This is a genomic window from Zhaonella formicivorans (assembly GCF_004353525.1).
GTDB lineage: Bacteria > Bacillota > DUOV01 > DUOV01 > Zhaonellaceae > Zhaonella > Zhaonella formicivorans.
In genome coordinates this window covers 2,059,831-2,071,933 of record NZ_CP085524.1, presented here as the reverse complement: position 1 = coordinate 2,071,933, position 12,103 = coordinate 2,059,831, and the positions used below count along the sequence as shown (strand labels likewise).

General features: G+C 41.3%; 12 protein-coding genes. All 12 read left to right on the top strand.

All coding sequences use genetic code 11. The features are described 5' to 3' along the window. The first annotated feature begins 15 nt into the window (after positions 1 to 15). Positions 16 to 1,035: a BMP family protein gene (locus EYS13_RS10195; RefSeq protein ID WP_227762242.1), complete on the top strand. Its 1,020-nt coding sequence runs from the start codon at positions 16 to 18 to the stop codon at positions 1,033 to 1,035. A gap of 76 nt (positions 1,036 to 1,111) precedes the next feature. Beyond that, entirely contained in the window at positions 1,112 to 2,644 is a 1,533-nt protein-coding gene (locus tag EYS13_RS10190; RefSeq protein WP_227762241.1) for an ABC transporter ATP-binding protein, read from the top strand. After that, positions 2,634 to 3,695 carry an ABC transporter permease gene (locus EYS13_RS10185; protein ID WP_227762240.1) on the top strand — a complete coding sequence of 354 codons (1,062 nt, stop codon included), beginning with the start codon at positions 2,634 to 2,636 and terminating at the stop codon, positions 3,693 to 3,695. Before EYS13_RS10190 ends, EYS13_RS10185 begins: the two co-directional genes overlap by 11 nt. Continuing rightward, positions 3,695 to 4,612 (top strand): ABC transporter permease, encoded by a 918-nt coding sequence (locus EYS13_RS10180; protein ID WP_227762239.1) that lies wholly within the window; start codon positions 3,695 to 3,697, stop codon positions 4,610 to 4,612. Before EYS13_RS10185 ends, EYS13_RS10180 begins: the two co-directional genes overlap by 1 nt. 244 nt (positions 4,613 to 4,856) lie before the next feature. After that, complete coding sequence (locus tag EYS13_RS10175) at positions 4,857 to 5,252, top strand: nucleotidyltransferase substrate binding protein (RefSeq protein ID WP_227762238.1); 396 nt, start codon at positions 4,857 to 4,859, stop codon at positions 5,250 to 5,252. After that, the gene (locus tag EYS13_RS10170; protein ID WP_227762237.1) at positions 5,249 to 5,554 is read left to right on the top strand and encodes a nucleotidyltransferase family protein; all 306 of its coding nucleotides are present in this window, start codon (positions 5,249 to 5,251) and stop codon (positions 5,552 to 5,554) included. The genes EYS13_RS10175 and EYS13_RS10170 overlap by 4 nt, the downstream gene beginning before the upstream one ends. A gap of 208 nt (positions 5,555 to 5,762) precedes the next feature. Beyond that, complete coding sequence (locus EYS13_RS10165) at positions 5,763 to 6,743, top strand: substrate-binding domain-containing protein (protein WP_227762236.1); 981 nt, start codon at positions 5,763 to 5,765, stop codon at positions 6,741 to 6,743. 107 nt (positions 6,744 to 6,850) lie between these two features. Beyond that, positions 6,851 to 8,380, top strand: coding sequence for a sugar ABC transporter ATP-binding protein (locus EYS13_RS10160; RefSeq protein ID WP_227762234.1), 1,530 nt, complete (start codon positions 6,851 to 6,853; stop codon positions 8,378 to 8,380). Continuing rightward, positions 8,352 to 9,320, top strand: coding sequence for an ABC transporter permease (locus EYS13_RS10155; RefSeq protein WP_227762233.1), 969 nt, complete (start codon positions 8,352 to 8,354; stop codon positions 9,318 to 9,320). Before EYS13_RS10160 ends, EYS13_RS10155 begins: the two co-directional genes overlap by 29 nt. Before the next feature lie 28 nt (positions 9,321 to 9,348). Further along, positions 9,349 to 10,290: a sugar kinase gene (locus tag EYS13_RS10150; protein ID WP_227762232.1), complete on the top strand. Its 942-nt coding sequence runs from the start codon at positions 9,349 to 9,351 to the stop codon at positions 10,288 to 10,290. Between the two features lie 13 nt (positions 10,291 to 10,303). Beyond that, the gene (locus tag EYS13_RS10145; RefSeq protein ID WP_227762230.1) at positions 10,304 to 11,155 is read left to right on the top strand and encodes a tagatose-bisphosphate aldolase subunit GatY; all 852 of its coding nucleotides are present in this window, start codon (positions 10,304 to 10,306) and stop codon (positions 11,153 to 11,155) included. A gap of 8 nt (positions 11,156 to 11,163) precedes the next feature. Further along, entirely contained in the window at positions 11,164 to 12,096 is a 933-nt protein-coding gene (pfkB, locus tag EYS13_RS10140; protein WP_227762229.1) for a 1-phosphofructokinase, read from the top strand. Positions 12,097 to 12,103 lie beyond the last annotated feature (7 nt).

The window sequence follows — 12,103 nt, the reverse complement described above, 5'->3', positions numbered from 1 at the left end:
TTGGGAGGTAAGGGCATGTTAAAGAAAAGTTCCAAATTGACAGCAGCTGTACTGGCCGTAGTAATGCTGCTTTCGCTGACTGCATGCGGCCAAACAGCAGATTCAGGCAAGAAAGAAGCTGGAGATTACAAAATGGTTCTTATTTTGCCGGGACCCATTAACGACCAGAGTTGGAACGCAACAAACTATGCCGGGTTGGTTAAATCCAATGAAGTTCTTGGTACAAAAATGGAATATGTAGAAAACGTACAGGCTGCTGATTTCGAGTCCACCTTTAGAAATTATGCAGAGCGCGGCTATGATTTAATTATGGCTGCAGGTACCCAATTTGATGAGGCAGCAAATAAAGTAGCAGCCAGTTACCCTGATACAACTTTTTGTGTGGTTAACGGCATGGTAAGTACCGGTCCCAACGTAGCACCTATCTTCCCCAAAGAATATGAGGCAAGTTACATTGCTGCTTTAATGGCGGGAGAAATCACCAAAAACGGCCAATTTGCCACAATTGGCGGTTTCCCCAACAAGGCTATGGAAAATTTGCTCGATGTATATGAAAAAGTAGCTGTTGAAATCGCCAAAGAACGCGGTATTGCTAATGCAAAAGCTGTTCGCGCCTATGCCAATAGCTGGGATGACGTGGCTTTAGGAAAACAAATGGCTGAAACAATGATTGATAACGGCGCCGATGTACTGTTTGTTTACGCCAATCAGGTCGGTTTAGGCGCAATTCAGGCTGCCAAGGAAAAAGGTGTCAAGTTTATTGGTTTCTCAGGAGACCAGACAACCATTGACCCCAATACAGTTGTAGGTTCTGTAGTCTTTGATTTTGAAACATTCTACGTCTGGGCTGTGCAAAAATACCTAGAGGGAAGCCTGGAAGGAAACAAAGTACATGAAGCGGGAATTGCTGAAAATATCTTTAAGCCGGTATTCACAGCCAATATCAGCAAAGAGATCCAGGATAAGGTTGCTGCAGGTATGGAAAAAGCCAAGAAGGGAGAAATCGACTTTAAGGCAATGTTTGCTAATAAATAAAAATACTTGAGAATAATCGATTAAATTAGCGGTCCCGAGAGGCACCGCTAATTTAATAAGAAGAGGCGGTGAAATTATGGAAACAGCTTTTTTTGAACTTAAAGGCATCAGCAAATATTTTGCTAAAGTAATTGCGAATAAAGATGTTTCCTTTTCCATTCGTCGGGGCGAAGTACTGGCTTTGTTAGGAGAAAATGGAGCAGGTAAAAGCACGGTAATGAAAATCCTTTACGGACTGTATAATGCCGACGAAGGGAAAATTTATAAGGAGGGCAAGGAAGTAAAAATATTTTCCCCCAAGGATGCCATGAAACTTGGAATTTCCATGATCCAACAGCATTTCTCCCTGGTGCCGGCGCACACTGTAATGGAAAATATAATTTTAGGCAATGTCCATGGAGTAATCGATAACAACTTGTTTCGGGAAGAAATCAAAAAGCTGGCCGGGCGTTATGGCTTTGATGTTAATCCTGATGCCTATATCCGGGACCTGGCAGTAGGTGTTCAACAAAAAGTTGAAATTTTAAAGGCATTGTATCAAAAAGCAAACCTTTTAATTATGGATGAACCAACTGCAGTCCTCACTCCTCAAGAGTCGGAAAATCTTATGAAATTCATAAGAGACTTCGCGGCGCAAGGCAATTCCGTAATCTTTATTACTCACAAATTAAAAGAGGTAATGAGTGTGGCTGACCGGATTATTGTCATGAGGGCTGGAAAGGTCTGCGGTGACATCAAACGGGATGAGACAAATGAAATAGAATTATCCAAATTGATGATAGGCAAGGATTTACATTGGGTAACCAAAGACGAGCAGCAGAAGACTGTAAGTACGGAAGCGCGGTTAGAAATACAAAATGTTACCCTGAAAGGAAAAAGCGGGGTTCCGGCCTTGAATAATATTTCTTTAAAGGTGCACAAAGGGGAGATTCTTGGGATTGCAGGCGTCAGCGGCAATGGTCAGCAGGAACTCTGCGAAGTAGTGTGCGGTGCTGTTTTGCCTACAAGCGGCAGAATTTTGCTGGATGGAGAGGATATTACTGCAAAAGATATTAGGGCAAGGATAGAACTGGGCATTGGCTATGTTCCTGCCGACAGGGTCAAAGACGGCATGATTATGGAGATGTCCATTGCCGAGAATATGATGCTAAAAACCAGTTACGATAAGAAATGGCAAAAGGGCGGATTTATTGACCAAAAAAGGCTTAATCAATACACTCTGGGAGAAATCCGGGAGTATTCAATTAAGGCCCCGTCTCCGGAGACCATTGTCCGCGGTTTATCGGGTGGAAACCAACAAAAAGTGATTTTGGCCCGGGAAGTGGATAATGGAAAGAAAGTTATAATCTTTGACCAACCAACCAGAGGGCTAGACCTGGGGGCCGTAAACCATATCCACCAAGTGATTCTTCATGAACGGGCCAAAGGAAAAAGTATTTTGCTGGTATCTACTGAGCTTTCGGAGATTTTTGCCCTCTCCGACAGAATAGCTGTCTTGTACAAGGGCGAAATACAAGGGGTATTTTACCGCGACGAGCTTACCACTGAAAAAATCGGACTTTTGATGGCCGGGTTTCGAGCAGGAGAGGTGAGCAAAGATGCATGCTAAGCTAAGAGATTTACTTATCACCAATATGCTGGCTATTGTTTTGGGGATTGTGGCCAGCGGGTTAATGCTTCTTTTTCTTGATAAAAATCCCATCAGCGCATATACCGTATTAATTACATCAGTAGTGCGTGACGGTTATACCTTTGCTGACATATTTGTAAAAGCTACACCGCTTATGTTTACTGCTTTGGCATTTGCTTTTACTTATAAAGCCAATTTATATAATATCGGTGCCCAAGGGCAGTTTTATATTGGCGCTGTGATTGCAGCAGCAGCCTCCCTGTTTTTGCAGAACATCCTGCCTGGCTGGCTGGCACTAATTATTACTTTGTTCCTTGTGATTGCCGGTAGTGGCCTCTGGGGCGCCTTTGTCGGTTTTGTAAAGGCCAGGTATAATTCCAATGAGTTTTTGGTCAGCATGATGTCCACCTATGTGGCTCTGGCAATCATGAATTATTTGCTGCGGACATTTTTAATGGAAACGAAAGCTGAATACCCCCAAACCGATGCCCTGCTGGCTTCTGTCTGGCTGCCACGGATGATCCCTGGTACCAGGCTGCATATTGGTTTCCTTTTGGCAGTGCTTACCTGCATCGGTGTTTGGATTTTGCTTTACAAGACCCCATTAGGATATCGCATCCGGGCTGTAGGTTATAATGCGCGGGCCGCGCAAATGGCAGGCATTAATGCCAAAAAGCTTTATATCCTGGCATTTTTTATCAGCGGTGCGCTAGCCGGCGTTGCAGGCTTCACCGAAGTAAACGGTGTGCAACATATGCTGGTGCAGGGCTTTAATCCCGACATTGGGGCCGCCGGTATCGGGATTGCAATTTTAGCCAACGGCAACCCTATTGGTATTATTTTTGCAGCCATTTTATTTGGTGCACTTAAAGTCGGCGGCACCATCATGGGGCAGATGTCAGGGATACCGTCGAGTATCATTGAATTGATGCAAGGTTTTGTGATGGTATTTGTAATTCTGGCTTATTTTGTGAGAAACTGGTTGGAAAATAACCGGGAAAAACGCAAATTGCAAAAGGCGGTGGTATAATGGTCAACTTGTTAAGCAGAACAATCATGATGGGAACGCCATTGCTTTTTGGCGCTACAGCAGAAGTAATTGCTGAAAGAACCGGTATGATGGTAACCGCAATTGAAGGTATCTTTTTACTTGGGGCCTGGGCCGGCTTTGTTGGAACGTATTTAAGCGGCAGCTTGATAACGGGGTTTTTGGCTGCCATTCTTGCAGGATTAGTGGTTGCCGCTTTGTACGGATGGATTTGCGTCTATTTAAAGCAACACCAGGTGGTTACAGGGGTGGCCATTAATATTTTGGCAGTAGGCCTTTGCGCCTTTTTGTACCGTGTTATTTTTGGAGTTCCAATAACTCCGCTGACTGTCAGCCCGTTAGCAACTATTCCCATCCCGGTGCTTTCAGAAATTCCGTTCATCGGGCCAATATTCTTCAATCAAAATGTTTTGACATACATTATTTATTTTCTGGCGCCGTTATCATATTTTATGCTGTATAAAACTTCTATCGGTTTAACTATCCGGTCGGCAGGTGAGAATCCTGAAGCGGTGGATGTGGCGGGAATCAATGTTCTTACTATCCGTTTTCTTACGGTGCTTTTAGCAGGAATTATGGGCGGAATAGCAGGCGCTTTTTATTCCATTGGTTTCCTGGGCATGTTTACCACTAATATTATCGGTGGCCGCGGCTGGATTGCTTTTGCTATTTGCTTTTTGGGAAATTGGAATCCAAAAGGTGCGGTTATTGGCACATTAGCTTTCGGATTTGCGGAAGCAATAGCTATCTATATGCAGTCCATAGGAAGCAATTCCTTTTTCCCCAATGAATTATTTATTGCCATACCTTATATCATGACCATTGTGTTGACAGTTTCCAGAAAATCATTTAATGTACCTGCCAAACTGGGGGTTCCTTACATAAAAGAAAATTATTAACCAGGAGTTCGACTCTCCTTGCCTCCACCATACTTAACTAATAACACCCGGATTGGGTGTTTTTTTTTGTTTTTATTGCAGGGAAAAATAAATGATTTACGCAAACAAATGAATGAATCGGGGTTGAGCCGAAGGAAAAATGCCTGTCGGCGCTGCTAAAAGAAGAGTTTATTTAACTGAAGTGTTCACAAATTTATTTTGGTGTATAATAAGCTTAAAAGCTGCAGAAAGCGGGTAGAAAGCCATGAGTGTTGATATACGTTGGAAACAAAGGTTTTCCAGTTACAAAAAAGCTATTACGCAGTTAACCGAATTTATCGAAAAACCTGAGTTGAACAAATTTGAACTTCAGGGATTAATCAAGTGCTTTGAGTATACTTTTGAGCTCGCCTGGAAAACGCTGAAAGATTATCTTAACGAACAGGGCTTTGATGTGAAAAGTCCACGATCTGCCATACAAACTGCTTTTCAGATCCAATTAATTAAAGACGGGCATGTATGGATTGATGCACTGCAAAAAAGAAATCTAATGGCCCATACCTATAATGAAAATTTGGCGAAAGAGGCTGAAAAACTTATTCGCAAAAAATACTATCCGATGCTGAAAGAACTGAGTGCCACTTTGGAGGGTCTAAAATGAGTTTTGGACTAACAAAAGAGGATATGGTTTTTATTGTTTCTGCCATTGGACAGTTTAACGAAATAAAAAAAGCGGTGATCTTTGGTTCTAGAGCTAAAGGGAATTACAAGCCTGGCTCCGATGTTGATATAGCAATTTTTGGTGATGGCATTACCTTTGATACGTTATCAAGGCTACATGCAATACTTGAGGAGGAAAGCCCTATGCCATATTTTTTCGACATTGTGGATTACTCCCATTTAACCCATACAGAGCTAAAAGAGCATATAGAACGGGTAGGCAAAATTATTTTTGAAAGATAATTACTATGCAAGTAATGGAAAAATATGTGACTGTAATTGATCAAATAGGTGCCCAGCGCTGCAATATTGTTGCATTACAAAGGATTGACATCGCCGGATGATCCATCTGGCGTATTTTTATGCTTTTTGCAATAAAATATATGGACGTCCGTACCAGTTAGTTGTATAATAAGATCACGTTCCATATTATTTAAAAGGGAGGATTTCCATGAAAAAAGCTCTATCTTTAGCCCTGATTGCATTGCTGCTGGTAGGAATACTGGCGGGATGCGCAAAGGCGGAAAAGGAACAGGCAGGCGATGGTGGTGCTGCCCAGGAAAAAACAATTAAAATCGGTGCTTCAATTTTAACCCAGTCCCACCCATTTTATGTTTCTATTAAAAACGCTTTAGAAGAAGAAGCTAAAAAGCAAAATGCAGAAATTGATATCGCTGTTGCTGATCAGGATTTAAACAGGCAAATTTCACAGATCGAGGATTTTATTAATAAAGGCGTCGATGTAATCATCATTACTCCGGTAGATTCAGATGGAGTTAAGGGTGCCATTATGAAAGCCAAAGACGCTAAAATTCCTGTGGTTACAGTGGATATTAAGGCCAATGGCGTAGAAGTGGATTCCCATATTGCTACCGACAACTTTACGGGTGGTATGATCGCAGCTGAAGCAATGGCTCAATACCTTGACAAAAAAGGTGAAATAGGCTTAATCACATATCCGGAAGTACAATCAGTAAGAGACCGCATTGACGGATTCAAAAAAATTGCTGCTACTTATCCGGATTTAAAAATAGTTACTGAATTGCCTGGGCGTACAAGAGAAGAAGCGAAAAAGGCTTCAGAGGATATGTTAACAAGTAACCCCAACCTTAACGGTATTTTTGGGTTTGGTGATGATATGGCTATTGCAGCAACTACAGCTATAGCCGAAAGAGGCTCGAAAGCAATTGTGGTCGGGTTTGATGGACTTGAAGAAGCCAGAAAGTCTGTAGACCAAGATAACGCATTCAAGGCCGTTGTTGTGCAGTACCCGGATAAAATGGGATCTCTTGGTGTAATCAATGCTGTTAAATTAGCTAAGGGAGAAACTGTTGAAAAAGAAGTCCCGGTTACTCCAGGTCTCTATGTTAATGGTAAAGGGTTCGTAGATGTGAAAGTTGAAAATGATAAAGTTATTACCAGCGTGAAGTAAGAGTAAATTAATTTTGCTCTGTCCTAAGAACAACTGAAGAAATATCGCTTAACGGTATTTCTTCAGTTGTTTTTAATATATTAAATTGGCAATAAAGTGAGCGTGATATGATGGCAACAATCCTAGAGATGAAAGACATCAGGAAAGTTTTCCCGGGGGTTATTGCACTTGACGGTGTAAATTTAAAGCTTGATGAAGGAAAAGTATTAGGGCTTTTGGGAGAAAATGGCGCGGGAAAATCCACTCTAATGAAAATATTATCAGGCTCCTATAAACCTGACGGTGGGGAAATTTACCTTTATGGTGAAAAAGTGGCGTTCGAGAATGTAGTTCATGCCAGGAAATCAGGTATTAGCATAATCTATCAAGAACTTAGCCTAGCACCTAATTTGACTGTGGCTGAAAATATATTTGCCTTAAATGAACCAACGCACTTTGGAATTATAGATGATAAGGAAATGATTAAAAGGACCGAAGAATTGTTTGCAGAGCTTGAAATAGAGATATCTCCAACAGCTTTGATAAATGAATTGCCAATTTCAAATCAGCAAATGGTAGAGATCGCTAAAGCATTATCCGTAAACCCTAAGATTATTATTATGGACGAACCTACTTCTGCCTTAAGCAGCAAAGAGACGGAAAAACTCTTCAAAATCATTAGAAAACTTGTGGGTGTAGGTTCTTCAATTATATATATTTCTCATCGCATGGACGAAATATTTGAAATAACAGATCAGGTAAGTGTATTAAGAGACGGACATTATGTGGGGACGGTAGAGACAAAAAATACTTCCTCTGAACAACTGATCAAAATGATGGTAGGAAGAGAGATGGATAAGGTATACCCACATAAGGATTTTAAAAACTTGAGAGATGAAAAATTGCTTGAAGTCAAAGATTATAACAAAAAGAACTATTATCATGATATCAATCTGTTTGTAAGGCCGGGTGAGATCCTGGGCTTATATGGGCTCATGGGCTCAGGAAGAACGGAAATTGTTAAGGGGATTTTTGGGATCTTAAAAAAAGACAGCGGTGAAATGTGGATAAAAGGTAAAAAAGTTAATATCAATGATCCCTTCTCGGCCATTGAGCACAGAATTGCCTTTGTTACGGAAGACAGAAAAAATGAGGGGTTAGTGCTAACAGCCAGTGTCTACGAAAATACGACTATGGCAAATATCAATCGGATCTTAAATAAGTTTAAGCTTATAGATGAAAATAAAGAAGCCGTAATTACGCAAAAACATGTGGAGAATTTGCGGATTAAAACGCCAAGCATCTATCAAACCGTAATTAATTTAAGCGGGGGTAATCAACAAAAGGTTGTGCTGGCCAAATGGTTTGAAATAGAGCCGGAGATTTTGATCCTGGACGAACCTACCAGGGGTATAGATGTGGGGGCAAAGTTTGAGATTTATAAATTGATGATCGAGCTAGCCCAAAAAGGCGTAGGCATTATCATGATCTCCTCTGAATTGCCTGAAATTCTAAATGTATCCGACAGATTACTAGTAGTGAACAATAAAAGAATTATTGCTGAATTGGATCCTAAGCAGACCACCCAAGAGGAAATTATGACGTACATTACGGGACGAGGTGATACAAATGAGTGGGGAAGTCAAAGCATTAACTAATAAGAAGTTATTCAAAAGCTATGGCGGCGTTTTACTGGCCCTGATTGGGCTGATGATGTTATTTTCATTCTTAAGTCCCCATTTTCTAAACCCAAATAATATCTTAACAATTTTTGCCCAGGTTTCAATCATTGCTATATTAGCTTTTGGGATGACTTTTGTATTAATGATCGGGGAAATAGACTTGTCAGTTGGCTCCATTTTAGCGCTCTGCGGTATTGTGTTGGGAGTTATGTTGTCCAGCGGCTTCAATACAGTTATCGCTATCGCGGCAGCCTTAATAGTTGGCGCTTTGGCGGGATTATTCAACGGCTTTGTAAGCGCCAAATTCAAGATCCCAACATTTATTGTAACGGTTGCCACTATGGGAATATTTAGAGGTATCGGCTACGCCATAACCGATGCCAGGCCGATTCAGATAGACCATGCCTTTATTTTAGCTTTAGGAAATAAGAAATTATTTGACCTGATTCCTGTACCTGTAATCATTGTAATAATACTGCTGGTTGTTTCCCATGTGTTGCTTGCTAAGACCAAATTTGGCCGGCAGGCTAAAATTGTCGGTGGAAATAAAATAGCAGCCGAATATGTAGGCGTTAATATCAGAAGATTGCAGATAAAGATTTTTGTCATTTCGGGTGTGGCTGCCGCTGTAAGCGGTATCCTGCTGGCGTCCCGGTTATATTCCGCGCAGCCTAATGCGGCAAGCGGCTACGAACTTGATGCAATTGCCTCGGCGGTATTAGGCGGAACCAGCTTGTCAGGTGGATATGGCACAGTACTGGGAACCTTTTTAGGAGCTTTGATTATGGGCGTCATTAATAATGGAATGAACTTGATCGGTATGCCCTATTTTTATCAACAAATTGTAAAAGGGCTGATCATCATCATCGCTGTATTTATCGATGTCAGAAACAAAGAGCGCATCTTAAGTCAATAGCTGCAAAACGGAAAGCAGGAGTGATAAAATGGCTGAAATTATTACCATTGGAGAAATCCTCGTGGAGGTTATGGCCAAAAAAGTAGGCCAAAAATTTTACGAAACCGGCGAATTTGTAGGGCCTTTTCCCAGCGGTGCTCCGGCTATCTTTATCAATCAGGCCGCAAAATGCGGCAGCAATGCAATGATCATCTCAGCAGTAGGAAATGATGGTTTCGGGAGGATAAATCTTGAGCGTTTGAGAGCAGACGGCGTTGATACTTCAAAAGTTAAAGTCCAAAATGAGCAAGCAACAGGGGTGGCATTCGTTACCTATAAAGAAGATGGAGACAGAGATTTTTTATATCATATAGCCAATGCGGCCTGTGGCACTGTGGATGAGAGTTTTGTCAGTGAGGAAGATTTTAAGGATTGTAAATACTTTCATATCATGGGAACAGCAATTTACAATGAAGGCATTAAACGCGCAATCTTAAAAGGGATTGAGTTGGCAAAAAAGAATGGTGGAAAAATCACTTTCGATCCTAATGTCAGGAAAGAGATAATCACCAATGAAGAAAAAAGAAAAATCTTAGTGGATATTCTAAATCAATCCCACATTATCCTGGCGGGGGAGAATGAATTATTTTATCTGACTGGGATAGAAGATGAACTGGCCAGCGTAAATTCTTATCTTGCCCGGACTGCGGAAATCATAATTATCAAAAGAGGGAGTAAAGGGGCCACTTTATATACAAAAGACCTCATGGTAAATGTAGACGCTTACAAAGTGGAAGAAGTGGACCCCACCGGGGCGGGAGATTGTTTTGCAGGTACCTTTGTATCATGTATTAATCAAGGAATTGGGCCTGATGAAGCAGTAAAATTAGCTGCCATCGCCGGAGCAATGGCTGTAACCAAGAAAGGACCCATGGAAGGTAGTACGACTCTTGAGGAGTTGAGGACTATCTATCGTGAGATTTACAAATAAGGGGAGAAAATACGTGCTTATTTCTACTAAAGAGATGCTGTTAGACGCGCAGCAAAAAGGATATGCGGTACCGGCTTTTAATATCCATAACTTAGAGACCGCCTTGTCAGTTGCTGAAGCTGCACAAGAACTGAAAAGCCCAGTAATCCTGGCCGCAACGCCCGGAACATTAAAGTTTAACGGCAGTCAATATCTAATTGCCATTGCAAAAGAAATAGCCAAGAATTTCATAGTTCCCATAGCTTTTCACTTGGACCATCATGATTCTTTTGAGGACATTAAACTGTCTGTGGATCTAGGCTGCAGATCTGTGATGATCGATGCCTCCCGCTATCCCTTTGAAACAAATATTAAAAGAGTGAAAGAAGTTGTGGATTATGTACATCCGCTGGGAGGCACTGTTGAAGCAGAGCTGGGAAGAGTGGGAGGGACGGAAGATGATCTGGTAGTGGCTGAAGGCAATGCGTCTTTTACAGATCCGGCAGCTGCCAAGGAATTTGTAGAAAGAACAGGGGTAGATTCTCTGGCTGTAGCTATCGGAACTGCCCATGGCTTATATATGCAAACGCCTAAATTAGACTTTGCAAGATTAATGGAAATAAGAAAGCAGGTGGATGTACCGTTAGTACTCCATGGTGCTTCGGGAGTTCCTGCGGAAAGCATAAAAAAATCCGTTGAATTGGGAATATGTAAGGTGAACATTGCCACCGAATTAAAGATACCTTTTACTGCGGCTCTAAGAGAATATTTAAATTCTAATCCTGAGGAAAATGATCCCAGAAAATATTTTTCGCCGGCTAAAGAAGCCATCAAACGCGTAGTGCGGGAAAAAATATTATTATGCGGAAGCAATAACAGAGCGTAGGGGGATATATGATTGCCACAATTACGTTAAATCCTTCCGTTGATATATGTTACTATCTGGATGATTTAAAAATTGACGATGTGAACAGGACGGATAGTTACATTAAAACGGCTGGCGGAAAAGGGATCAATGTATCTAGAGTTTTAAAGCAGTTGGGGTGTCAAGTCGTAGCTACAGGATTTTTAGGTGGTGGCACCGGACAATTTATTGAAACAGAACTCCGTAAAATGTCCGTCATTCCCCAATTTGTTCATATAGCAGAGGATACCCGAAATTGTATTGCCATTATCCATAGCGGAAAGCAGACAGAAATCCTTGAATCGGGGCCCAATATAGCTGAAGAGGAAGCGCAGGCGTTTATACAACAGCTGGCGGATATTCTTGATTATAATAACATTAAAGTTGTAGCAGCATCGGGAAGCCTTCCAAGCGGCTTGGCCAGGGATTACTATAATAAAATTATAGAAATAACAAAAAGCAAGGGGATTAAATTTGCATTAGACACCAGCGGCGGATCTCTCAAGGAAGCAGTAAAAGCTTCACCCTATCTCATCAAGCCAAACATTTCCGAACTGGAGAACCTTTTAGACAGAAAAATTAAATCGGAAAAAGAACTGATTTGTGCCTTGCATGAACTTGAAAAATACCAGCTTGAGATGGTAGTTGTATCTTTAGGCAAAGAAGGATGTATTGCCCTCTGCGGGAATGAAATATATAAAGTTACCATACCCGAGGTAGCTGTAATAAACCCCGTTGGCTCAGGAGATGCCATGCTGGCAGGTATGTTGAAGGAAATTGCAAATAACGGTTCCTTCGAGGAAATATTAAAGGTTGGTAACACCTGCGGCATACTAAATGCTATGAATGAAAAAACAGGTGCTATTGCTCTCGACAAATTTGTGGAGATTTATAGCAAAATTAAAATAGATCCGATAAAATAATGGGGTA

Bases quoted from the DNA above. Each gene is read 5' to 3' on its own strand.
- EYS13_RS10175 (WP_227762238.1), top strand. From the start codon at position 4,857: ATGAGTGTTGATATACGTTGGAAACAAAGGTTTTCCAGTTACAAAAAA.
- EYS13_RS10195 (WP_227762242.1), top strand. From the start codon at position 16: ATGTTAAAGAAAAGTTCCAAATTGACAGCAGCTGTACTGGCCGTAGTA.
- EYS13_RS10180 (WP_227762239.1), top strand. From the start codon at position 3,695: ATGGTCAACTTGTTAAGCAGAACAATCATGATGGGAACGCCATTGCTT.
- EYS13_RS10165 (WP_227762236.1), top strand. From the start codon at position 5,763: ATGAAAAAAGCTCTATCTTTAGCCCTGATTGCATTGCTGCTGGTAGGA.
- EYS13_RS10185 (WP_227762240.1), top strand. From the start codon at position 2,634: ATGCATGCTAAGCTAAGAGATTTACTTATCACCAATATGCTGGCTATT.
- EYS13_RS10190 (WP_227762241.1), top strand. From the start codon at position 1,112: ATGGAAACAGCTTTTTTTGAACTTAAAGGCATCAGCAAATATTTTGCT.
- EYS13_RS10160 (WP_227762234.1), top strand. From the start codon at position 6,851: ATGATGGCAACAATCCTAGAGATGAAAGACATCAGGAAAGTTTTCCCG.
- pfkB (WP_227762229.1), top strand. From the start codon at position 11,164: ATGATTGCCACAATTACGTTAAATCCTTCCGTTGATATATGTTACTAT.
- EYS13_RS10150 (WP_227762232.1), top strand. From the start codon at position 9,349: ATGGCTGAAATTATTACCATTGGAGAAATCCTCGTGGAGGTTATGGCC.
- EYS13_RS10170 (WP_227762237.1), top strand. From the start codon at position 5,249: ATGAGTTTTGGACTAACAAAAGAGGATATGGTTTTTATTGTTTCTGCC.
- EYS13_RS10155 (WP_227762233.1), top strand. From the start codon at position 8,352: ATGAGTGGGGAAGTCAAAGCATTAACTAATAAGAAGTTATTCAAAAGC.